This window comes from Dyadobacter sp., from assembly GCF_017744695.1.
GTDB lineage: Bacteria > Bacteroidota > Bacteroidia > Cytophagales > Spirosomataceae > Dyadobacter.
On record NZ_JAGIAS010000001.1, the window covers coordinates 1527831 to 1552588 of the forward strand.

Genomic DNA, 24758 nt, shown 5'->3' on the forward strand with positions numbered 1-24758 from the left:
ATATGAAAAAATTACTCATACTTTTCCTCCCGTTCCTGATGCTGACGTCGTGCGTCGACAGCCTGGACGATTATAATGTGGATACCAAGCGCCCTTCTACGGCACCGCCTGTTACCCTGTTCTCGAATGCATTGAAAGGCCTGGCCGATACACTTACCAGCCCGAACGTCAATGTAAACAACTACCGTTTGTATGTTCAACAGTGGACGACCACCACTTACCTGGACGAACCTCGTTATAATGTTACTGCCCGGATCATTCCGGAATCATTCTGGCGCGGATTATACAAAGGTGTCATTTCTGATTTGAATGAGTCGAGAAGACTTATCAACGCAGATGCCCTTCTGTCACAACCTAGCAAGGACGTGCAGCTTGCGCAGATCGAAATCGTGGAGATACTGACCTGGGCTGCATTGGTAAACACTTTCGGTAACATCCCTTATTCTGAGGCGATGAATCCGGAAAACCCGCTGCCTAAATACGATGATGCGAAAACCATCTATGATGCGCTCCTGGTTCGTCTGGACGCAGCGTTGCCAAAGCTCGAATCGAAAGGAACGCCTTTCGGTGGTGGTGACCTGCTGTACAAAGGCAATATTCCGAAATGGGTAAAATTCGGCAACTCGCTAAAACTGAAACTGGCGATGATCATCGCCGACAGCGACCCGGACAAAGCTAAAAAGCTGGTAGCCGAAGCAGCTCCGAAGGTATTTACCAGCAATGCCGATAAAGCAGCTTTCCCTTACATTTCCACGCCGCCGAACTATAACCCGGTCGCTCAAAATATGAACTCGCTTTACACGAGTCGTCAGGACTTCATTCCTTCGGCAACCATCGTGACCCCAATGAACGAGCTGAGCGACCCAAGAAGACCTTTCTTCTTTACAACGATCAACGATAAATACGTAGGTGGACAGTACGGTTTTCTGAATACCTATTCAGCATTCTCACACGTGAGCGACAAGATCATCGATCCTGCTTTCGAAGGTCTTCTACTCGACTACTCGGAGGTAGAATTCCTGCTTGCGGAGGCTGTTGAAAGAGGTTTCATCGCAGGCTCGGCGGCTGACCACTATAACAAGGCTGTTACTGCGTCAATCACTTACTGGGGCGGTACTGCAGCGGAGGCGACAGCATACCTGGCGCAACCGAAAGTGGCCTATGCAACGGCTGCCCCGACCTGGAAGGAGAAAATCGGTTTCCAGAAATGGATTGCGCTCTACAACAGAGGCTGGGAATCATGGGTTGAATGGAGAAGACTCGACTACCCTAAATTGTCTCCTCCGTCAGGTGGAAACGTACCGGCCGGTCTGGCGATCCCAGTGCGCATGATCTACCCGATCGTGGAGCAAACCCTCAACGGTGCTAACCGCGAAGCAGCGGCAAGCGCTATCGGCGGCGACCTTGCATCGACCAAATTGTGGTGGGATAAGTTCTGATATCCAAACCAGCGATACGTGGAAAGGTGGGCTTCGGTCCACCTTTCTTTTTTTGTAACAATCATAATCTCTTGGAGGATATTATACCGATTAAAAGCTCAACCCGGCCGGACGCTGGATGCATTCCGAATATGCGCTTCTAGTCATTGTAAATTCAGAGTCATAAGGTTTTCGAAAACCCTTCCACCTACAAACCTGACTTTGATGAAATCACTGCTACTCATGATCGGAGCCGGTATGCTCGTGCTCTTTTTCAACAACGCCTACGCACAAACGCGCGAACTGACCGGCAAGGTTACTGCCGAAGACGGATCTGCACTTCCTGGTGTCAATATATCCTTGAAGAACACTACAAAGGGTACAATTACTGACAGCAACGGCCAATACGCTATCTCTTCCGAACCAGGATCTACCCTTGTTTTCAGTTTCATTGGTTTCAAAAGCAAGGAAGTCCCGATTGGAAATCAAACAAAGCTCGACGTTATCCTGACCAGTGACGAAACACAACTTCAGGAAATAGTCATCACGTCGCTTGGCATTGCCCGCGAGAAGAAAGCACTCGGCTATGCCGTACAGGAAATCAAAGCCGACAAACTCACGCTCGCCCGCGACCCGAATATCGGTAATGCACTCGCCGGGAAAATTGCCGGTGTGCAGGTACTTGGCCAATCCGCCGCGAAGTTTGGTACACCCAGCATTCGTATAAGAGGAATCAACTCGCTGGCGGGCAGCGACCCTCTGTATGTAGTGGATGGCACACCCACCGACATCAGCATGGTGAACATGGATGACGTGGAGTCCCTGACCGTTTTGAAAGGCCCTTCTGCAACGGCATTATACGGGAACCGTGCATCGGCAGGTGTGGTGGTAGTAACGACCAAAAGGGGAAAAACCGGCGAAACCTCACTGTCCTTCAACCATAGTATGACAATGGACCAGGTGTCGCTTTTGCCCAAATATCAGAACGAATATGGCGGTGGCTATTCACAGGAATGGGAGACTTTCAAATTTGACCCCAAAATACATCCCGCCGCCTGGGCTTCTTTTGAAGGACAACGGATACTCGATTATTCCGCGGATGAGAGCTGGGGGCCTAAACTGGACGGTTCGATGCACCGATCGGCCTTCTCGTGGCAGCCGGGAGAAGGTTTCGGGAAGGAAACGCCGTACATCGCACACCCGAACAATGTCCGCGATTTTTTTGAAAAGCCTGTCAGCTATAATTCCAACATCGCGTTTTCCAAAGCCGGCGACAGCTACTCCTCACGTATTTCCTACACCCATATTGTCAACAATGGCATTGTCCCGAACAGTCGTCAACTCCGCGACTACATCAGCGCGAAAACCTCGGTAACTTTTGCAAAAAAACTGACTGCCGAACTGAATGTAAGTTACACAGGAACAAAAACGGATAACACTCCCGCCGACCGCTATGGCAGCTCGGGTGGTACCGGGTCGGGGACGAACCTTTTCAGCACCAGCAATTCCACCCTAAATGGTTACAATCAAACCACAGGGTCATTCAATCAATGGTTTCAGCGCCAGTTGGATATCAAAGACCTCAAAAATTATAAAAATTCAGACGGCACTTTCAGAAGCTGGAATATCGGAAGCCCAACCGATGCCCGGCCTAAATATTGGGATAGCCCTTACACGCAAGCCTACGAAAACACGAATGTCAACCGTCAGCAACGCATTTTCGGCGACGCCGGCGTCACCTATCACATCGCCGACTTTCTGAAAATTACAGGCAAATTCCGCCGCGACTATGGTACTTACTTCATGGACGGACGTGTCGCATCAGGAACGTTAAATGCAGGCGGGCTGGGTGCATATGCTTATCTGACAGGAGCTATACTTGAAAACAATTATGAGAGCATCGTGAGCTTCAACAAGGAGATCCATAAGATATCGATCCTTGTAAATGCCGGTGGAAATATACGCTACAATCGCACGGAGGGAACACTTCAAGCCACTGCCGGCGGGCTTACCACACCAGGTTACTACAATATAGCTGCGTCGAAAGACCGCCCGACAACGGCAAACTACCTGTTTGAGCGGAAAGTGAATAGCCTGTTTGCGAATGCCAGCCTGGGATACGGAGAATTTCTTTTTGTCGAAGGATCGGTACGAAACGATTGGTCGTCGACACTCCCCTCATCAAGCAATGCTTATCTGTACCCGTCGATATCTACGAGCCTGGTGTTCTCGGAATTTGTCCCCACGAATCGGATTTTAACGTTCGGAAAGCTCAGAGCGGGTTACGCGCAGGTTGGGACAGACCTCGGACCATATCAGACTGCGTTGAGTTACACGGTCGGAACATTTTATGGAACAAACCCTTCAATGGCGCTCCCCGGCACCCTCCCCAATTCCAGTCTGAAACCGGGCATGTCGTCATCCTATGAAGGTGGAATCGATCTGCAATTTTTTGGTAACCGCCTTGGATTGGAATTTACGGCGTACAAAAACGACAACAGCAATCAGATCATCCCCCTGGCGGTGGCATCCACAAGCGGCTATAACAATGCGGTCGTTAATGCAGGTTTGATTACCACCAAAGGGCTTGAACTTCACATTTCAGCTCAGCCGGTCAAAACGGGCGCCTTCATTTGGGAGCTGGATATCAATGCCGACCGAAATCAATCCAAAGTGGTCGAACTGACCGAACAAAGCAATAACTATCGCCTTGACGGCCCGCAATGGCGGGCGCTTACGCTCAATGCGCGTGTAGGCCAGGATTGGGGAATGCTGGAAGGCGTCGGAATCAAGAAGGATGCGAATGGCCGGAAAGTGGTCTACTCCCCCACTCCTGAAAACATCAAAGCCGGTAAAGCGGGATTATATGTAAAAGAAAACAATGTCAATTTGGGCAATGTCCTACCCAAGTTCAAAGGTGGGATGATCAATGCATTCGAGTACAAAGGGCTCACACTGCAAGCCAGTACCGATTTTGTAGTAGGCGGCAAGTTCTTTTCAGTAACCCGTATGTTCAACGCAGGATCTGGCCTTGCCGCGGAAACTGCCGGAAACAACGAATTAGGTAACCCCAAGCGCGACGATCCCGACAAAGGGGGCGGTGTATTACTGGATGCAGTCACGGAAGACGGCCAGCCGAACACGCACCGGGTCGATACCCAGAATCTCTACGAAAACTGGCTTTTCGCGCTCAATGAGGAATGGATTTACGACAAAACCTACGTAAAACTCCGTGAGCTGTCGCTGGGCTATAAGATCCCCAAAAGGTATTTAGGCAAGTATCTAAAGTCAGCCAGCGTTTCGCTGATCGGCCGCAACCTGTTGCTGATTTACAGTGCCATTGGCGGCGGAATCGATATATCGGAAACGGAAACGCTTTGGTATGAAGGCGGGCAGCTCCCGCCGGTAAGATCCGTAGGCGCCACACTCAGAGTCGGTTTTTAAGTACCCATTTACCTCAATTCCGTGTCATCATGAAAAAATATCGGGCATTATCTATCATCACAATTCTCCTCCTTACGCTGGCGTCCGGATGCAGCGACTTCGGAGATATCAATGTTAACCCCAACAATCCGTCCACCCCGAGTACAGCCGGCCTGCTTACCGGCGCACTGCGCAACGTAGGCATCGTCAACTCGCAGGTAGGTCCAGGCGGGGCGAACATCGTCCCGGCGATGTATGTGCAACAGTTCGGAGATGTGATTTATATCGAAGATTCGAAGTACAAAACGATTAACTTCAACTACAATGGCTGGTATGCCGGCCCGCTTGTTAATCTGCAACACATCATCCAGCTTAACACCGACGAAAAAAGCAAGGTTAATGCATCCACATTTGGTTCCAATGCCAATCAGATCGCCATCGCGCGAATCCTCAAAGCTTACTTTTTTCAATGGATCACCGACCGGTGGGGCGACATCCCTTATTCCGAAGCATTGAAAGGCGACGCCGACTTCACCCCGGCATTCGACAAACAAGAAGCCATCTACACGGACCTGTTTAAAGAATGGAAAGAAGCCGCCGGCCAATTCGACGAAGGCAAAGCGGTTCAGGGTGATATTCTTTTGAACGGAAATGCAGCGAAATGGAAGAAATTCGCCAACTCCCTCCGGCTCATCGCCGCATTGCGACTTTCGAAAGTCAAGCCAGACTTAGGTAAAAAAGAATTTCAGGCAGCATTGGACGATGGAGTTATCAGCTCAGCCGCCGACAATGTTCAATACAAGTTTCTCGCTGAATCGACCAATGAAAACCCTGTTTACACCAATTATGTAGTGAGTAATAGAAAAGATTACGCGCTGAGCGACGTATTTGTCAACTATTTGAAAAAAACATCCGATCCGCGGCTTCCTTTTCTGGCAGGCAAGAACGTCTCGGGGGAATATGTGGGCGTTCCCTATGCGGTAGGCGGCGCAAAGGCACAGGATTTATCCCTAATCGGCACGGCACTTTCTCAGCAAAATTCTGCGGTAAACATTATCACCTATGCACAGGTACTATTCGCGCAAGCGGAAGCAGCCGCGCTGGGCTGGACCAATGGAAATGCCAAAATGCTGTACGAATCTGCTGTGGAGGCGTCATTACAGCAGTGGATGGGCAGCAGCTATACCGAAAATGCATTGAAAAACTATCTCGCTCAGCCAGAAGTAACTTACTCCGCCAATTCCGCCATCGAACACATCAGCACACAGCGGTGGATCGCACTCTTTTTTCAGGGTACGGAAGCATGGTCGGAATGGCGACGAACAGGTTTTCCTATCCTGAAACCAGCTGCTACGACGCTCAACGGAGGCACCGAAATTCCCCGTCGCCTCGCCTACCCCGTAACGGAAAACACAATTAACCACGATAACTACCAGGCCGTCATAAGTAGCCAGGGTAAGGATGACCATTACACGAGAGTGTGGTGGGACAAACCCTGACCATGATAAATTACAAGTTTCCCAATAGTACATTTTCAGCCACGTGCTTCACGTGGCTGAACTTTTTTTACGAAAAATCCACACAAAACCTTCAAAACAATGCCATTGTATCGTTGCGTCATTTGATTTTCTTTAACTTTGAGAATTATTCAACTCTTGAAAAAATGGAATTTTTAAAAAGTGACCGTCTGAATCATCTCAAATACGAGATTCGCGGTGCTACCTACCAAAAAGCGTTAGAGCTTGAAAGTCAGGGCTACAAAATCCATAATCTGAACATCGGTAACCCCGCACCGTTCGGTTTCGATTCGCCTGACGAGATCGTCCACGACATTATCATGAACATCCGCAATGCGCAAGGCTACTCGGATTCTCGTGGCTTGTTCGCGGCGCGTAAGGCGATCATGCACTACACACAAACAATTGGTATTCAAGACGTTGAAATCAACGATATTTTCATCGGAAACGGTGTGAGCGAGCTGATCCTGCTCTCTATGCAGGCATTGCTCAATCCTGGTGACGAAATACTCGTACCTTCCCCGGACTATCCCCTCTGGACAGCTGCCATTTCGCTCAGCGGCGGCACACCAGTACATTATATATGTGACGAAGAGGCTGATTGGAACCCCGATCTGGATGATCTCGAAAAGAAAATTACTTCGCGTACCAAAGGGATCGTAATCATCAACCCTAACAACCCGACGGGTGCGGTGTATGATAAAGAAGTACTCGCCCGCATCGCACGGATTGCGGAAGAGCATGGCCTGATCGTTTTCTCGGACGAGATCTACGACAAGATCCTTTATGATGGAGCTGTACACCATCCGATGGGCTCGTTTGTTACCGACACGCTCTGTGTGTCTTATGGCGGACTGTCGAAAAACTACCGCTCAGCTGGTTTCCGTGGCGGATGGATGATCCTCAGTGGCGCGAAACAAAAAGCCAAATCTTACGCGGAAGGCCTGCTCCTGCTCGCAAGCATGCGCCTGTGCGCGAATGTGCCTACGCAATATGCGATCCAAACGGCACTGGGCGGTTACCAGAGTATCAAAGAACACGTGGTACCGACAGGCAGGTTGTACAAACAGATGAACCTCGTTTACGACAGACTGACGTCCATTCCGGGCATTACCTGTGTGAAGCCGAAAGGATCATTGTACGTGTTCCCAAAAATCGACCTGAAAAAGTTTGGTTTCAAAGCCGACGACCAGTTTGTATATGAGCTGCTTTCCGACCAGAAAGTGCTGGTAGTCGCCGGAACGGGCTTCAATTACCATCTGGATCCGCATTTCCGGATTGTGTTCCTGCCGACCGTCGACGAGTTGAACCAGGCGATGGACAAGCTGGAATTCTTCCTGACCAACCGCCGCATTATGTCGACCCGTACAGTTGAAGATATGATTGCGTAAGTAATATTTAACCTAAACCTCCACTGAAAGTACTTATCGCCCGATGACCATACCCGACAGAACCATTCAGGAGGCCAAACGCCAACGGCTGTTCCTCCTCCTTTGCGGTATCTTTCTTACCAACGCGCTCATCGCGGAGATTATCGGCGGTAAAATATTTTCAGTGGAGACCCTTTTGGGTATCGCGCCGGCCCAGTTACCGATCGGTGGTCAGAAGCTGGATTTCAACATGACGGCAGGGGTGATCAGCTGGCCCATCGTATTTATCACGTCCGACATTATCAATGAGTATTTCGGTCGAAAGGGCGTGAAAAGAATCTCTTACGTTACCTCGGCGCTGATCGTCTATACATTCCTGATCATTTACGTGGCTACCAAGGTGCCGCCTGCGCAATTCTGGCTTGAACTCAACAATACCGACACCCAGGGTAACACATTCAATATCAACGACGCATTCTCCAAAATCTTCAACCAGGGCCTGGGCATCATGATCGGATCAATCACCGCCTTTTTATTGGGGCAATTGCTGGACATCCTGGTATTCTCCTGGCTCCGCCGGAAAACCGGCAGCCGCTTCATCTGGCTCCGCGCCACCGGATCTACTATGTTTTCACAGCTGATCGACAGCTTCGTCGTGATTGGTATCGCGTTTTATGTGTTCGGGAACTGGGATTTGAAACTGGTCTTTTCAGTAGGCACCATTAACTACCTTTATAAAGGCGTGGTGGCGATCCTTCTGACCCCACTTTTGTACATAGCGCATTATTTCATCGATAATTACCTCGGCAAGGAGTACGCAGAAGAGCTCTCCCACCATGCCGCGCACGAGTAGCATCTTACAGCGGCACCTGTCTGCGCATATTATCCAGCATCACGGCGGTCGCGATACCGACATTGAGTGATTCGGCCTCCCCAAAACGTGGAATCATGATTTTATGGGTCACAAATCGCTCCACCTCTCCGCTGATGCCATTGGATTCATTGCCCATCACGATGACCCCCCCACGGGTGGGATATTTAAATTCATACAATGAGTCCCCTCCCAGAAATGCCCCGATGACCGGTTGTTTCAGATCCTGTATTTTTTCAAAATATTGGGTCAAATCGGTGTAGTAGAGTTTTACGCGCGTAAATGACCCTTTGGCGGCTGCAATCACCTTGGGGTTGTAAACATCGGTCGTGTCGCGCGAGCAGACGATTTTGGTCATGCCGTACCAGTCGGCAACGCGAATGATCGTACCCAGGTTACCCGGGTCACGCACGTCATCGAGCATGAGCATATATTCCCCTTGCCCGGGAGACAAGAATGTATTTTCCTTCGTTTTAGCCACAGCGAGACACGAATCGTTGGTTTGGAACGATCCCAGGCCTTCCAGTTCCTGCGCGGTCACCGTTTCGAAGGCTACGTTATGGCGGGTTAAAATACTTGAGTATTTTTGCTGAAATTCCTGTGTTACCAGTACAAACTCAATCTTAAAGTCGGAATCCAGCAATTCCAGTACACTTTTGGCACCTTCTATCACAAAAGCCTCGTGAAGCTGCCGGTACTTTTTGATTTTAAGCGAGTTAATATACTTGATACGATTTTTTGACAACATTGAATATTAATTGTAGGACGATATACGGCTGGTTGATTTTCCTGATTCTAACGGGACTGTTTTCCTGCGCACCCAAACCCACTTCCAAAGGCTACTTACTCGGCAACTCCGCTATCAAGGGTAATCGCGTAATCAGTGATTCGGAACTGGATGCGTTAATCCCGCAAAAACCGAACCGGCGATTGCTTGGCTTCCCCATATTTCCTTACGTTGGCCTTTACCGCTTTGGCGAATTGTTTTACAACCGCGAGGAAAAACAGCGCAGGGTGATCGAGGTGACGCAAAATTACCAGAAAGAATCCCAGGAACACGCAGATTCCCCCCGAAAGCTTGAAAGAATCAACACGCGGTATGCCAAAAAGCTCGAAAAAGCGCAGATACGAGCTACCCAGGGCAACTTCTGGATGCGGGTATTGGGCGAAGCACCGGTATATTACCACCAGGCCGATGTGGCGCTGAATGCCGAGAAGATGCAGAAATACCTGTACAACAACGGCTTTTTCGATGCGAAAGTGACCTTTGACCCCGATACGATCTTTAAAAGAATCCGGGTCAATTACCTGGTGACTGAAAACCGGGCGACAATGATCCGCAATATCCATTATCAGATCGGTAATGAGCTGGCCGACAGCCTGATCAGGGCCGATTCGAAAAACGCCGCATTGCTACCCCACAAGCGCTACGACGGCGACGCCTTCGAGGAGGAACGTATACGCATTGAAACACTGCTCCGGAACGAAGGCTACATGGGCTTTTCGCGGCAGAATGTCAGTTACATCGTCAACGACACGATCACCAACCGGCCGACCGACAGCCTTTTCAAATCTGTGGATGTGCGGGTAAGGGTGGACATGCCGGCGCCGGCCAACAAACGTTACTCGGTCAATTCGGTCAATTTCGAAGTACTTCCTCCTTCCGGTGTGCCGGATTCGATTTTCCGGAAGGATACCAGCATGTTTGAGGGCATTAAATATGTGTTCTCGGATAAGAAATTCTCGCGGAAAGCACTCGACACCAAAATGCAGGTGCGTCCGCATACCTGGTACAGCCAAAAACGGGAGCGCGATACGCAGCAACAATTATCACTGACCGACCAATTCCGGTTTGTCAACTACAACTACACGCTCGACTCGACCGGGCGGGGCATTAACAGCTATTTTAAAGCGATCCCGCTTGACAAATACCAGATTTCTACCGACGTCGGCTTAAATGTGATCCAGCTGCAAGGCACGCCCGGACCGTTTGCCAACTTATCGTACAAGATCAGGAATGTGTTCAATGGTATGGAAAACTTTGAAACCAACATTCGGGGAGGTATTGAACTCGTGCCGAACTTTGTAGGAAACCGGGAGATTTACAAGAGTGAAGAGATTGGCCTGACCGCCTCACTCACGTTCCCCCGATTGCTCACACCACAAAACCTGTTCAAAAAACGGGTAGCGAATAGCAATCCGCGGACACAGTTGAGTTTGGGTTATAACTACGTCAACCGCCCGGAATATACCCGTACCAACGTGAAAATCAGTACCAATTATTCCTGGCAGCCTTCCCGAACGACGTTGGTTAACGTCTCCCTGATAGACCTTAATATTTTGAATACCAGGAATATAAATCCTCAATTCGATACACTTCTGACCGACCTGGTAAAGCGGGGGAACAATCTGATTTATAGCTTCAAGCCATCCTTCGTTTCAGATATTAACGCGAATTTTGTTTACAACACCAATTCATTGATAGGCCCTCAGAAGAAAGCGCAGTATTTCCGGTTTGCGCTCGAATCCGGCGGCACGACATTGAATTTCCTTCCCCGGCAACAGGAGGTGATCAAGAAAGCATTTGGTGATAGCCTTCAATTTTACAAATATATCCGCTGGAATGCCGATTATCGCCGCTACTGGCCCGCCGGGAGAAAATCGGCATTTGTTGCCCGTGTGAATACAGGCGCCATTTACAGCTACGGCGATTATAAAGTCCCTCCCTATGAAAAGTACTTCTTCGCGGGGGGATCCAACAGCGTCCGCGCCTGGTTGCCGAGGAGGCTCGGGCCCGGTTCAGCCAAACCGGTTACCTATAATAACTTGTCGATCGAATCCCCCGGCGAATTCCTGCTGGAAGGGAATCTGGAATGGCGGGGATTTCTGGCAAAATTCTTTGGGGATATCAACTATGCGTTGTTCATCGACGCTGGAAATGTGTGGCGGCTGGGTAGCAATGCCACCAGCGACGACCAAAAATTCAAAGCTGATAAACTTTTGCGGGAAATCGCCGTCGGGACCGGCTTTGGTATTCGATACGACCTATCATTCTTTATTCTCCGCTTCGATTTCGGGGTCAAAGTATATGATCCGTCGCAGGACAGCGGGGAACGCTTCGTGCTGGATGACCTCAAACTTAAACGCCTTTTCAGACGCACGGAGGCCAATTCACTGAATATCAACCTCGGTGTGGGTTACCCATTCTGATCGCATTCCGGCGGTTACCAACATATGACAGTTTGTCAGTTTTCTTCCAATTTTTCCTATCTTTGCACTTTGTGCGTTTAAGAATTCCTTCTCATGGAGCATAGAATTGCAGATTCATTAAAAATATTGACAGAGGCGGATAAGGAAGCCTGCGAAACAGTACGGGTTTCGGAAAACGAACCGCTTTCAGGAAAGAAAAGACTATTTATCGAAAGCTACGGCTGTCAGATGAACTTCTCGGACAGTGAGATCGTGGCGTCTGTCATGCGTGACGCCGGTTTTGCAACCACCTCGGACGTGAACAATGCCGATCTGATCTTCCTGAATACCTGCGCCATCCGCGATAATGCGGAGCAAAAGGTACGGAACCGCCTGAAACAGCTCAATTTTATTAAGAAAAATAAACCCGGCATGCTGATCGGCGTATTGGGTTGCATGGCCGAACGCCTTAAAACGAAGTTCCTGGAAGAGGAAAAAATGGTCGATATCGTGACAGGCCCGGATGCATACCGGGATTTACCACGATTGGTAGACGAAGCCGAAACCGGTCAGAAAGGCGTCAACGTATTCCTTTCGAGGGAAGAAACTTATGCCGACATTTCACCTATCCGACTGAATTCCAATGGTGTAACCGCCTTCATTTCAATTATGCGCGGTTGCGACAATATGTGCAGCTTCTGCGTCGTGCCTTTCACACGCGGGCGTGAGCGCAGCCGCGACCCGTATTCGATCGTCAAAGAAGCGGAAGACCTTTTCCGCGATGGTTACCGCGAGGTAACGCTGCTCGGACAGAATGTCGACAGCTATAAATGGAAGGCCGAGGTGAATGAAGGAGTTGAGGTGGCCAATGACACGGTTGTAAACTTCGCGAACCTGCTTGAAATGGTCGCCAAAGTAAGTCCCGAATTGCGCATCCGTTTCAGTACTTCGCACCCGAAAGACATTACAGACGAAGTGTTGTATACCATGAAAAAGTATGACAACATCTGCAAATACATTCACCTTCCTGCGCAGAGCGGCAACACCCGCGTACTGGAAATCATGAACCGGACTTACACCCGCGAATGGTATATGGGGCGCATTGACGCGATCCGCCGGATTCTGGGTGACGAATGCGGTATTTCGCAGGATATGATCGCCGGATTCTGTACCGAAACCGAGCAGGAGCACCAGGATTCGCTTTCGTTGCTGACCTATGCCAATTTCGATTTCGGTTATATGTTCGCATATTCCGAACGTCCCGGAACACTGGCCGCGAAGAAATACAAGGACGATATTCCGGAGGACGTCAAGAAACGACGGCTTGCGGAAATCATCGAAGTACAGCGCGGTATTTCTCTGGAACGCAATCAGCGACTGCTGGGAACGGTTCAGAAAGTGCTCATTGAAGGTCCTTCCAAAAAATCGGAAGATGATCTTTGCGGGCGTAATGACCAGAACAAAATGGTGGTATTCCCCCGCGAAAACTTTGAAAAAGGCCAGTATGTGAATGTGCTGATCACCGAATGCACTGCCGCAACCCTGCTGGGGCGCGTATTGCAGCCCGAGCCGGTATAGGAATAAGGCCTTGACTTATTCTTTTAGAACCACTTTGACAATTAACTAAGGTTTTCGGCTTGCCGGAAGCCCTCAGATATTTCATGGATTCATCGGAAATACAAGCCATAAAGAACCGCTTCGGGATCATCGGCAACTCGTCGGGCCTGAACCACGCGATCAATGTGGCCGTGCAGGTCGCTGCGACAGACCTGACGGTTTTGATCACCGGTGAAAGCGGTAGCGGAAAAGAATCTTTTTCCAAAATCATCCATAGCCTCAGCGCACGTAAGCACGGGCCGTTTATCGCCATTAACTGCGGTGCGATCCCGGAAGGAACGATCGATTCCGAATTGTTCGGGCATGAAAAAGGTGCGTTTACCGGCGCATTGGACGCGAGAAAAGGCTATTTTGAAACAACTAACAGCGGAACGATTTTCCTGGACGAAGTAGGCGAGATGCCGCTGGGCACGCAGGCAAGGTTGCTCCGCGTATTGGAAAATGGGGAATATATTCGTGTAGGATCGTCCAAGGTTTTGAAGACAAATGTCCGTGTAGTAGCGGCCACGAATGTCAACCTGCTCGATGCGGTCAATCATGGAAAGTTCCGGGAAGACTTGTACTACCGGTTGAACACCGTCCCCATTTACGTGCCGCCGTTGCGCGACCGCGGGGAAGATATCCTGCTGCTTTTCAGGAAGTTTACCAATGATTTCTCCGAGCGGTACCGCACCAAACCCGTAAGGCTTGACAGCGAAGCTCGTGACCTTTTGCTTCAATATTCATTTCCAGGCAACATCCGTCAGTTGAAAAACATTGCGGAGCAGATTACCATCCTGGAAACGGATAAGGAGCTGCCTATCAGCATTGAGACGCTCAACCATTACCTGAATCCTGTGCAGCCGTCCAGCCGCAAGGCATTGGTACCACTCCGATCCAATGATGGCGACGGCACTTCGTTTTCGGAAAGGGAGCTGTTGTATAAAGTGCTTTTCGATATGCGGCGGGATATGACGGAATTGAAAAAACTCGTCAGGAACGTCCTCGAAAACGAAAAGTATGGCGGCGATATCCTGAAAGACCATCAGGAGTTGTTCAGTTCGCTCAATAACGTGGAGCCGATCATTACCACGCCTACCATCGAACCGGCTCGCCTGCTCACGCCCCCTCCGTCACGTACCGTGGACCTCGATCGCTATTCCGACGAGCGGGACGAGATTGAAGACGTGGTACACGTGACAGCCGAGGAAGAATCGCTTTCATTGGAAGACAAGGAAAAGGAAATGATCATCAAGGCCCTTCGTAAGAACAATAACAAGCGAAAATACGCCGCCAATGCATTGGGCATTTCCGAGCGCACGTTATACAGGAAGATCAAACAATACGACATTGAAGAATAATAGTAACGCCCGGATATTTTGGGCATTCCTGATACTGATTTGCCCGGTTTTCATGTCGGGATGCGGGGTGTATTCGTTTACGGGCACCAACCTTTCTCCTGATATCAAGACATTCAGCGTGCTGAATTTTACGATGGGCACGGCAGGTGGGCCGGCAGACCTTCCGCAACGCCTTACCGAGGATTTGAAAGAATATTTTCAAAGAAATACGAGTCTTGTAAGTCAGCCCGGCGGTGGCGACCTGGTACTGGAAGGTTCCATTACGGGTTATGACGTTACGCCCGCAGCTCCTACCGCGAACGACCAGGCCGGCCTTAACCGCCTCAATGTGACCGTACAGGTGCGCTACACGAACGGAAAAGACGAAACTAAGAACTTCGACCAGTCCTTTACCTACTACGCCGATTTTCCTCAGGATCAAACTCTTAACCAGAACGAAGCACGACTTCTGCCGACAATCCGCGAAAACCTTGTGCAGCAGATTTTTAATAAATCGGCAGCAGACTGGTAGGAAAAGCCCTGCCCGAACTTTCAATTTCAACTACCCGAATTTCTCAACACAACCCGGAATATGGCGCTCATCGATAAGGAAACATTTGATCAGCTGGTGAAGAACCCCTGCCTGATTACGGCAGATGTGATCCCGCAGCTGGAAGCCACCATCAAGGCATTTCCCTATTGCCAGATCCCCTACTCGATGCTGGCCAAGGCGTCGAGCCTTGCCAGTACCGAAAAACTGGAAGAAACCCGTCCTCGTGCGGCCGCCTACGCGCTCAGCCGCGTGGCATTGCAGCAGCTCGTAGAAAGCGACAATGAGCGTTACGATGCTACCGTGGACGTAGACGACATTCTCGAACCACAACTGGCACCCGAACCGCTCGATAGCGACGACATATTAATTAGTACCGTCGAGCAGCAGGCTTCCGCCGAATTGCAACGCACAGAAGAGCAGCGTCGCCAGCAGCAAATTATCCAGGGCTTCATGAAAAAGAATCCGCGCATCGCGCGTCAGGACAACAACCTGGAACCTGTCAGCATCGATCTCAGCAGTCGGTTGGCCGGTGGATCGGAAGGAGGCATTGAAACCGAAGCATTTGCCAATATCCTCATTCGTCAGGGCAAAATTGAAAAGGCGATAGACGTCTATCAAAAATTGATTTTGAAAAAACCGGAAAAAAGGAATTACTTTGCGAAAAAATTGAGCGAATTATACGCACGGACGTCGTGAGTTCAGGAGTTCAGGAGTTCAAAGTTAAGAGTCAAGGAGTCAGGAAGTCATTAGGTCAAGTGTAGTTCGTCATTCAATTATTCGCATTCACTCATTCACACATTCAGTCATTCAAAATTCAGTCATTCAAAATTCATTAAAGCATGTATTTGGGTTTAATTATTCTGGTTGCCATTGTTGCAGTATTGTTGATTTTGGTCGTTCTCGTCCAAAATTCAAAAGGTGGAGGGCTTTCAAGCGAGTTTAGCGGCGCAGGAACTACCCAGATGTTTGGTGTTAAAAAGACTACCGACCTTCTCGAACAAATCACGTGGGGTCTGGCGAGCGCGGTGATCGTCATTTCACTGGCTTCTTATATTATGGTGGGCGGTTCTAACGCCGGCGCCGGCATTAACAGCGTAAACGTAGAAAGAGCTCAGAATGCAGTGGTACCAGGCGGAAAAATCGCTCCTGCACCTGCGAAAGAGGGCGCTGCACCGGCTGCGGGCGAAGCTACACCTGCGGGAACAACCACACCAGCTGCTACGCCTGCCGACACTGCTAAGAAATAATGGAGGCATTTGCCTAAAAGAAAATCCTGCGACTAACATCGCAGGATTTTTTTATGCCTTACATTTTAAGATCACAACTAAGCTACATTGATCTCCCGCAGCATGAGCCGCTCCGCCACCGGCAAAAGCGTCTCGTGCAAAGGATAGTCATATCTGGATTCGACGACATACGTAGCCGGGTTCGGCATAGTGCGGTTCCGTTTTGTAAGATCGACTTTAAGCTGCGAAATGGTGTTCCCAAGGCCAATCCGCACGGTATCGACGTAAACCGTTTTCAGATACCGCTCCTTCAATGCATTGTACAATGCAAGCTGGTACTGGAAAATGCTCACCAGTGGCTGGAATGTGTGCAAAAACAGCAGGTAGCCTTCCTGCAAACGCAACGGCACAATACCCACCGGCGAAACCTTCACATTCTCCTCCACTTCTGAAAACCGTTCCGATCCTTCTTCTATGGATTTCGAAAAGCGCGGTATCGCAAAGTCCAGAATGTAATTCAGGTCGGACATGAACGGATCGTCCTGGTGCGTCTCTTCGTACTGCAACTGCCAGGTTTTGACATCAATACCTGTCAGGTTTTTGGGTAAACTGGTCCTGATCCTACTTTTATTATGCTGGATGCTGACACAGGCGTCGAGGTGCAGCTTCAATTCTGGCAGACAGGGGTGCAATCGGTTGTGTGTGAACTGGTCCCGAACGTGCTGGAAGTACGCCATCAGCACATATTTTTTGTATTCAAAATCAAAAATTCCTTCGGTTAGCCAGTTTTTATCGAGCTCTGACATAGGGGCTTTCAATTTGGTGCCGATAAAATTTAGTGAATTCCATCGCTGAAAGCAAGATTTCAGCATTCCTGACACGCAAATGACATTATAGTACTATAACGCCACGCAGGAGTACAAATTTGTCACACTGGCAGGAAAAAATGTCAGAGCAAACCGGCTGGCACAGATTGTGCTATCGGGATGGAAGTCTAATCATTACTGACAATTAAAATAAACGTTTAATATTTATGTCAACTTTAGCAGAAATACAAGTGAATGTACAACCGCTAGCTGACCGCGTTCTGATCGAACCTGCCCCAGCCGAAGAAAAAACAGCATTTGGTATCATTATCCCTGATACTGCAAAGGAAAAGCCACAACGCGGAACCGTATTGGCAGTAGGCCCTGGTAAAAAAGACGAGCCTCTTACAGTAAAAGTTGGAGATACCGTATTGTACGGTAAGTACTCAGGCACTGAATTGGCATACGAAGGAAAAGACGTCCTGATTATGCGCGAGTCGGATATCTACGCAATCGTAGGTTAATCTAAAACACTCAGATTCAATAGTTTCTCTTAAAGTTTTTCAAATTCAAATCAGTTATGTCTAAGAAAATATTTTTTGACACAGAAGCACGCGATAAAGTAAAGCGCGGTGTGGACACCCTGGCTGACGCCGTTAAGGTTACATTGGGCCCACGTGGTCGTAACGTTGTAATCGACAAGAAATTCGGTTCTCCAAGCATCACAAAGGATGGCGTTACTGTTGCCAAAGAAATCGACCTGAAAGATCCTATCGAAAACATGGGAGCTCAGCTGGTGAAAGAAGTAGCGTCCAAAACTGCTGATTCAGCAGGTGATGGTACTACTACTGCTACCGTTTTGGCACAGGCGATCTACTCGATCGGTGTGAAAAACGTAGCGGCTGGCGCTAACCCGATGGACCTGAAACGTGGTATCGACAAGGCTGTCTCTACCATCGTGAAAGACCTGGAAGGCCAAAAGAAAAACATCTCTACTTCCAAAGAAATCGCTCAGGTTGCAACTATCTCTGCCAACCACGACGAGGAGATCGGTAACATGATCGCCGAAGCGATGGAAAAAGTAGGTAAAGAAGGTGTTATCACCGTGGAAGAAGCGCGCGGAACTGAAACAGAAGTTAAAACTGTGGAAGGTATGCAGTTCGACCGTGGTTACCTGTCTCCATACTTCGTAACCAACACCGAGAAAATGGAAGCTGAACTCGAGCGCCCATTCATCCTGATCTCTGAGAAGAAAGTTTCTTCTATGAAAGAGCTTCTTCCTGTGTTGGAAGCAGTTGCACAAACCGGCCGTCCCTTGCTGATCCTTGCAGAAGATGTTGACGGAGAAGCATTGGCTACCTTGGTAGTAAACAAAATCCGCGGTGCATTGAAAGTAGCGGCTGTTAAAGCTCCTGGTTTCGGTGACCGTCGTAAAGCAATGCTGGAAGATATCGCTATCATCACTGGCGGTACCGTTATCAGCGAAGAGCGTGGTTTCAAACTGGAAAACGCTACTTTGGACTACCTCGGTACTTGCGAAAAAGCGATTATCGACAAAGACAATACTACTTTGGTAAATGGTAGCGGTGCATCTGAAGACATTCAGGCTCGTGTTAACCAGATCAAAGCGCAGATCGAAAACACTACATCTGACTACGATCGCGAAAAATTGCAGGAGCGTCTGGCGAAACTGTCAGGCGGTGTAGCTATCCTTTACATCGGTGCTGCTACTGAGGTTGAAATGAAAGAGAAAAAAGACCGCGTTGATGACGCCCTTCACGCAACCCGTGCTGCGGTTGAAGAAGGTATCGTTGCAGGTGGTGGCGTAGCGTTCATCCGTGCTACTGCTTCTCTCGACGGCCTGAAAGGCTCTAACGAAGACGAAACAACCGGTATCAACATCATCCGTGCTGCTTTGGAAGCTCCATTGCGTACGATCGTGTCTAACGCTGGTGGCGAGCCTTCGGTAGTGATCAACAAAGTGAAAGATGGTTCAGGTGCTTTCGGTTACAACGCGAAAGACAACACTTACCAAGACCTTTTGGAAGCTGGTATCATCGATCCTAAGAAAGTATCTCGTCTGGCTCTTGAAAACGCAGCATCTATCGCTGGTCTGTTGTTGACAACAGAATGCGTGATCGCTGACGAACCAGAAGAAGCTCCTGCGGCAGGTGGCCACAGCCACGGCGGCGGAATGGGCGGCATGATGTAATCAGCCTCCGTTTCTTCGGAACATATAAAAAACGGGTTGTCAGGAAACTGGCAACCCGTTTTTTATATGGCCGCACAGCGGCCCTCTGTTAGTAGAGATAGGATGTTTGATTTTGGTCAACGCGGCCACAGAGTGCCCTCCTAAACAGAATGCTGGACCATTAACCCATCCTGCATCACCAACCTCCGGTCAGCCATTTCTGCCAACTCTTCATTGTGCGTCACGATCACGAACGTCTGCCCCGTCTCATCACGCAACTTGAAGAATAACTGATGCAAATCCAATGCATTATGTGAATCAAGGTTACCGCTCGGTTCGTCGGCTAGTACGATGGCGGGCCGATTCAACAATGCACGGGCGACGGCGACGCGTTGCTGTTCGCCACCGGAGAGTTGTGAAGGCAAATGGTCCATTCGCCCGCCTAGTCCGAGCAGTTCGAGCAATTCTTTCGCACGCTTTTGAATATCCTTTTCATTCACATTTCCATTGATATAACCCGGCATACATACATTTTCCAATGCGGTGAATTCTGCGAGCAGGTTATGGAACTGGAAAATGAAACCGATCTTCTCATTTCGGAAGCGCGCGAGCTCTTTATCCTTTTGTTTGAAGACATTTTCACCTTCGATGAACACCTCTCCCTGCTCCGGTCGGTCGAGTGTTCCGAGGATGTGCAGAAAGGTGCTCTTCCCCGCTCCCGATGGTCCTACAATTGCCACTACTTCCCCCTTTTTAACTTCCAGATCTATGCCTTTCAAAACCTGCAATGACCCATAAGTACGCCTGATCCCGCTCGCCCGAAGTAGCTCCATATTGAAAAGATAATTGCGTCGAAAACTCGCCCGTTTTGATTAATTCCTTAATTTGCCGTGAAAATACCAATTTACTTTTATACTCATGAATATTCACGAATATCAAGGCAAAAGCGTTCTTAAAAAATACGGTGTGCGTATTCAGGAAGGCCTCGTAGCCGACACTCCGGATAAGGCGGTAGAAGTTGCACGTGAGCTCAGCCAGCAGACAGGCACCAAGTGGTATGTTGTAAAATCCCAAATCCACGCAGGCGGTCGCGGTAAAGGCCGTATCGTCGGCAGCGAGCAGCGCGGTGTGGCGTTGGCTAAGTCGGTTGAAGATGTCAGGACCATCTCCAACAACATCCTGGGCAAAGTATTGGTAACGCACCAAACCGGTGCAGAAGGCAAGCGAGTAAACAAAGTCCTGATTGCAGAAGACGTATACTATCCAGGCCCAACCGAGCCGAAAGAATATTACCTGTCGATCCTGTTGGATCGTGGCAGAAACTGCAACGTGATCATGGCCAGCACCGAAGGCGGTATGGACATTGAAGAAGTAGCAGAGCATACTCCTGAGAAAATCATCAAAGAATGGATCGATCCTAAGGTTGGATTGCAGCCGTTCCAGGCACGTAAAGTGGCATTCGCGCTGGGTCTGGAAGGTGACGCGTTCAAGGAAATGGTGAAATTCATTTCTGCACTATACAGAGCTTACGCGGAAAGCGACTCGTCGATGTTCGAAATCAACCCGGTTTTGAAAACATCTGACAACAAAATCCTCGCCGTAGATGCCAAGGTTGACCTCGACGACAATGCATTGTACCGTCACCCTGAACTGGCTGAAATGCGCGACACCAACGAAGAAGATCCTTTGGAGGTAGAAGCAGGCGCCAACAACCTGAACTACGTAAAACTGGACGGAAACGTAGGTTGTATGGTAAACGGAGCCGGTCTGGCGATGGCTACCATGGACTTGATCAAGCTTTCGGGCGGTGAGCCCGCCAACTTCCTCGACGTAGGCGGTGGCGCGAATGCACGCACGGTAGAAGCCGGTTTCCGTATCATCCTCAAAGACCCGAACGTAAAAGCGATCCTGATCAACATCTTCGGTGGTATCGTTCGTTGCGACCGTGTTGCTGCGGGCGTGGTAGAAGCTTATAAAGCTATCGGCGAAATTCCTGTACCTATCATCGTTCGTCTGCAAGGAACCAATGCAGAAGAAGGCGCACGCATCATCAACGAATCCGGCCTGAAAGTATATTCAGCGATCGAATTCAAAGAAGCTGCTGCAAAGGTTTCTGAGGTGCTGGCTGAGCTGGGCGTTTAAGAAACAGAGCTTCGGCTGATAAGTGCAAATGTTTATGTCCCCTGGCGCCATTGTGCTCAGGGGACATTTGCTTTAAATGTCTTCGCACATATTTTTTGGTTACCATTCTCACGGTGTGCCTGCAACTTCTCCAAAAAACCAACAATCATCCCATTTCTACAAATATTATGGTGCTCTGCACCTTTTCGTCATGCATGAAGGTACTGCGCGCCACAATATTTGTACAATAACAGACGGCAATCATTAACCCCGAGGCCCAGGTGCAGAGCACCGCAATAATTGTAGACGCCAATCATTAACCCCAACGCCCAGGTGCAGAGCACCGTAATAATTGTAGACGCCAATCATTAACCCCGAGGCACAGGTACAGCGCACCGCAATAATTGTAGACGCCAATCATTAACCCCAACGCCCAGGTGCAGAGCACCGCAATAATTGTAGACGCCAATCATTAACCCCAACGCCCAGGTGCAGCGCACCGTAATAATTGTAGACGCCAATCATTAACCCCAACGCCCAGGTGCAGCGCACCGCAAGAAAGCAACATCCGACCATGCCCGACAATACCTAACCTCCTGCCTCCCGTGTCCTATCCGATAATAAAGTACAAAACCATCGTCGCCGCAAAACTTGCAACGCCCTGCAAGCCTGTGAGAATGGTGTGCGTGCGATAGGTATCCTTCGCTGAAATGCCGGAGAATTGCGACACGACCCAGAACCAGGCGTCGTTCGTGTGCGAGACGATCATTGCGCCGCTTCCTACGGCCATCACGACCAGCGTTATTTGAACGGGCGTTACAAAACCGAGCGATGCCAGTAGTGGCGCCAGAATGCTCGTGGTGAGTACCATCGCGGAAGTAGTTGAACCCTGTGCGGTTTTGAAAAATATCGCAATCAGAAAGGCGATCACCAACAGATAACCTCCCGACATCTCATTGTGCAGCAGCCATTCGCTGACCATTTCTTTTAGGGAAGTTTCCTTCAAAATCGCGCCGAATGCACCTCCCGCACCTACGAGCACGAGTGTGGTACCGCAATGTTCGATCCCGCTTTTGAAACAGGCCATCATGCGCTGCGAAGCATTTTCAGGGAAAAGTGAATAACTGAAAAAGATCGCGAGCAAGAACGACACCAGCGGACTGCCGAGGAAACTCAGCCAACGCGTCGATTCCTCCGGGAAATGCAGAATTTTGGCGAACGACGCCAGGGTAATGAGCAGAATGGGCAGCACAATGGGCATAAATGCCTTCCAGGCGGGCGGTAGCAAGTGCTCTTCAATCATTTTCGGCTCTTCCACGGCTGCGTCGTCGATCAATTTCACATTCTTGGCATATTTCCCGGCAAACCAGGTTGACAGGAAAAGACTAGGTATGGAAACAACGAGGCCGACAAGGATTACCAAACCGATAGAATCCGGGATACCCAGGTTACCGGCGGCAGACAATGGCCCGGGAGTTGGCGGCACTAGTGTGTGTGTCGCAAATAATCCTCCCGAAAGCGACAAGGCTATGGTAGCAAGCGGTTTACCAGTTCTTTTTGCAACGATCTGATTGAGTTTATGTAAAATAATGAACCCCGAATCGCAGAATACGGGAATACCGACAATGCCGCCGATCACGGACATCGCAAATGCAGGCCGCTTCTCGCCAAAAAGTTTCAGTATCACACCCGCAACCTTAATCGCAGCACCGGATTTGTCCAGAATAGCGCCTATCACACAGCCGAGGATCACCATCAGCCCTATTTTCGACATCAGTTCCCCAAAACCTTTTCCTATGGTTTCAGCCAGTTTATCAATTGGCAAGCCGGCAAAAACGCCTACGCCAAGTGCCGCCAGCAGCAGCCCGACCAGCGGGTGCATTTTCAAAACGGTGGAACTGAGAACAATAAATGCGATGGCGGCCAGTACAATGACGAAGATCATGCTTACAGAAGTTTAAGCACGGCTTCGTCACCCATTACCGCATTCGCCGGGCGCGGATGGGCAGCATCAAATACTGCCAGGTCTTTTTGTTCGAGCACTTTGGCTGGTTCTTCGTCGATTTGACCGTCCTTATTGGTCACTGCTTTCAGGTCCAGTTTCAGATGTTTGGCCATGAACGCGTACATCGCTTTCCGCTTCGACGGACCGTAATCGTGCTTTTCGTTGGCCAAATGCACGGCTTCCAGGTTATCCTTTTTGTTGTAAAGCGCATAAATCTTTTGCATGAAAGGATATTCTACTTCCGGCGTATTCTTGGTCCAGTCGCCCCCGTCGGAGATCATGATCATCGGGCGCGGGGCGGTCAATGCGACTATTTCCACGTTGTTTGTCTGGTAATCCCCTTTTTTATGGATCGGCAAGCCACTTTCACACACGCAGCCACCAAAAAAATAAGCCGAAACCATCACCACTGGCACCGATACTTTCACGCGGTTATCCAATGCCGCAAGCAGAAATGTCTGCGTTCCCCCACCCGATTCGCCAGTACATGCCACGCGGTTCGGGTCGACGCCGGGAAGGGATAGCAGGAAGTCGAGCGAGCGAATGCTATTGATTGTCTGCAATTTCAATGCTTTGGCCATTTTATGCTCACATTGTTTGGCGTCGCCCTGTCCCACCATGTCCCACACGAACACGATCGCGCCCATACGTGCGAGCGTCGCGCAGCGCTTTTGCGTCTGCTCGCGGAAGCGCCCGTGCGGGTTCTCGCCATGCCCATGCGGCGCGAGGACGGCTGCGTAGGACTTCTGCTGTTTTATCGGCCGGTACAAATTGCCCGTCACATAAATACCAGGCATGCTTTCGAAGGCCACATTTTCGATGGTATAGCCATCCATTACCTTTTTTGAATGAATAATCGGTTTGGAAGCCGGCTTTTCGGGTAATGTCTGCAAGTCCATACCATTACGGATCTGCTGGCGGATCTGCGCGGCGCGCGCTTCCCATTCTACCCTGGAAGTGGGGATACGTTTTTCGAGAAATGCTTTGCCTTGCTCTTCGGTGAAATAAGCGCCCTGGCAGAGTTCAGGCTGCTGGGCATAGGAGGTGGAAGTGAGGCCAAGTATGCCTAAAAGAATGTTATATGCGATTTTCATAAGGGAATAGCAGTTTGGTCACAAAAGCACAGCAATTC

19 protein-coding genes are annotated in these 24758 nt (G+C 49.6%); 14 read left to right on the forward strand and 5 right to left on the reverse strand.

Annotation, left to right across the window (positions count from 1 at the left end):
* Positions 1-2 precede the first annotated feature (2 nt).
* The 5 genes from J7619_RS05890 to J7619_RS05910 all read left to right on the forward strand — a co-directional run bounded on the left by J7619_RS05890 (position 3) and on the right by J7619_RS05910 (position 8581).
* A complete protein-coding gene (locus J7619_RS05890) occupies positions 3-1439 on the forward strand; it encodes a SusD/RagB family nutrient-binding outer membrane lipoprotein (protein WP_291195442.1) in 1437 nt (478 codons plus the stop codon).
* 204 nt (positions 1440-1643) lie between these two features.
* A complete protein-coding gene (locus J7619_RS05895) occupies positions 1644-4862 on the forward strand; it encodes a SusC/RagA family TonB-linked outer membrane protein (RefSeq protein WP_291195445.1) in 3219 nt (1072 codons plus the stop codon).
* Between the two features lie 29 nt (positions 4863-4891).
* On the forward strand, positions 4892-6340 hold the full coding sequence (locus J7619_RS05900; RefSeq protein WP_291195448.1) for a SusD/RagB family nutrient-binding outer membrane lipoprotein: 1449 nt from the start codon (positions 4892-4894) through the stop codon (positions 6338-6340).
* Between the two features lie 164 nt (positions 6341-6504).
* Positions 6505-7749, forward strand: coding sequence for a pyridoxal phosphate-dependent aminotransferase (locus J7619_RS05905; protein ID WP_291195451.1), 1245 nt, complete (start codon positions 6505-6507; stop codon positions 7747-7749).
* Between the two features lie 43 nt (positions 7750-7792).
* Entirely contained in the window at positions 7793-8581 is a 789-nt protein-coding gene (locus tag J7619_RS05910) for a queuosine precursor transporter (RefSeq protein WP_291195454.1), read from the forward strand.
* Between the two features lie 4 nt (positions 8582-8585).
* Here J7619_RS05910 and J7619_RS05915 read toward each other — a convergent pair whose 3' ends face one another.
* Complete coding sequence (locus J7619_RS05915; RefSeq protein WP_291195457.1) at positions 8586-9347, reverse strand: RNA methyltransferase; 762 nt, start codon at positions 9345-9347, stop codon at positions 8586-8588.
* Here J7619_RS05915 and J7619_RS05920 point away from each other — a divergent pair.
* The 6 genes from J7619_RS05920 to secG all read left to right on the forward strand — a co-directional run bounded on the left by J7619_RS05920 (position 9347) and on the right by secG (position 16524).
* A complete protein-coding gene (locus J7619_RS05920) occupies positions 9347-11809 on the forward strand; it encodes a BamA/TamA family outer membrane protein (protein WP_291195460.1) in 2463 nt (820 codons plus the stop codon). The genes J7619_RS05915 and J7619_RS05920 overlap by 1 nt on opposite strands.
* 93 nt (positions 11810-11902) lie before the next feature.
* The gene (miaB, locus tag J7619_RS05925) at positions 11903-13366 is read left to right on the forward strand and encodes a tRNA (N6-isopentenyl adenosine(37)-C2)-methylthiotransferase MiaB (RefSeq protein WP_291195462.1); all 1464 of its coding nucleotides are present in this window, start codon (positions 11903-11905) and stop codon (positions 13364-13366) included.
* Positions 13367-13449: 83 nt separating this feature from the next.
* On the forward strand, positions 13450-14745 hold the full coding sequence (locus J7619_RS05930) for a sigma-54-dependent Fis family transcriptional regulator (protein ID WP_291195465.1): 1296 nt from the start codon (positions 13450-13452) through the stop codon (positions 14743-14745).
* On the forward strand, positions 14735-15256 hold the full coding sequence (locus tag J7619_RS05935; protein ID WP_291195468.1) for an LptE family protein: 522 nt from the start codon (positions 14735-14737) through the stop codon (positions 15254-15256). The genes J7619_RS05930 and J7619_RS05935 overlap by 11 nt, the downstream gene beginning before the upstream one ends.
* A 60-nt stretch (positions 15257-15316) precedes the next feature.
* Positions 15317-15973 (forward strand): hypothetical protein, encoded by a 657-nt coding sequence (locus tag J7619_RS05940; protein ID WP_291195471.1) that lies wholly within the window; start codon positions 15317-15319, stop codon positions 15971-15973.
* A 143-nt stretch (positions 15974-16116) separates the two neighbouring features.
* A complete protein-coding gene (gene secG / locus J7619_RS05945; protein WP_291195474.1) occupies positions 16117-16524 on the forward strand; it encodes a preprotein translocase subunit SecG in 408 nt (135 codons plus the stop codon).
* 77 nt (positions 16525-16601) lie between these two features.
* On the opposite strand, the gene J7619_RS05950 is transcribed toward secG, so the two are convergent.
* Positions 16602-17309, reverse strand: a complete 708-nt coding sequence (locus J7619_RS05950) for a hypothetical protein (protein WP_291195476.1) — start codon at positions 17307-17309, stop codon at positions 16602-16604.
* A 227-nt stretch (positions 17310-17536) separates the two neighbouring features.
* On the opposite strand from J7619_RS05950, the gene groES reads away from it, so the two are divergent.
* Together groES and groL are read left to right on the forward strand one after the other, a co-directional pair.
* Positions 17537-17833 carry a co-chaperone GroES gene (gene groES / locus J7619_RS05955; protein ID WP_015812198.1) on the forward strand — a complete coding sequence of 99 codons (297 nt, stop codon included), beginning with the start codon at positions 17537-17539 and terminating at the stop codon, positions 17831-17833.
* A 56-nt stretch (positions 17834-17889) separates the two neighbouring features.
* A complete protein-coding gene (gene groL / locus J7619_RS05960; protein ID WP_291195479.1) occupies positions 17890-19521 on the forward strand; it encodes a chaperonin GroEL in 1632 nt (543 codons plus the stop codon).
* Between the two features lie 140 nt (positions 19522-19661).
* On the opposite strand, the gene J7619_RS05965 is transcribed toward groL, so the two are convergent.
* Positions 19662-20333 carry an ABC transporter ATP-binding protein gene (locus J7619_RS05965; RefSeq protein ID WP_291195482.1) on the reverse strand — a complete coding sequence of 224 codons (672 nt, stop codon included), beginning with the start codon at positions 20331-20333 and terminating at the stop codon, positions 19662-19664.
* A gap of 85 nt (positions 20334-20418) precedes the next feature.
* On the opposite strand from J7619_RS05965, the gene sucC reads away from it, so the two are divergent.
* A complete protein-coding gene (sucC, locus tag J7619_RS05970) occupies positions 20419-21642 on the forward strand; it encodes an ADP-forming succinate--CoA ligase subunit beta (protein ID WP_106597429.1) in 1224 nt (407 codons plus the stop codon).
* A 589-nt stretch (positions 21643-22231) separates the two neighbouring features.
* Here the strand turns inward: sucC and J7619_RS05975 are convergent.
* A complete protein-coding gene (locus tag J7619_RS05975) occupies positions 22232-23566 on the reverse strand; it encodes a GntP family permease (protein ID WP_291195486.1) in 1335 nt (444 codons plus the stop codon).
* A 2-nt stretch (positions 23567-23568) separates the two neighbouring features.
* Positions 23569-24720, reverse strand: a complete 1152-nt coding sequence (locus J7619_RS05980) for a S9 family peptidase (RefSeq protein WP_291195488.1) — start codon at positions 24718-24720, stop codon at positions 23569-23571.
* Positions 24721-24758: the final 38 nt, after the last annotated feature.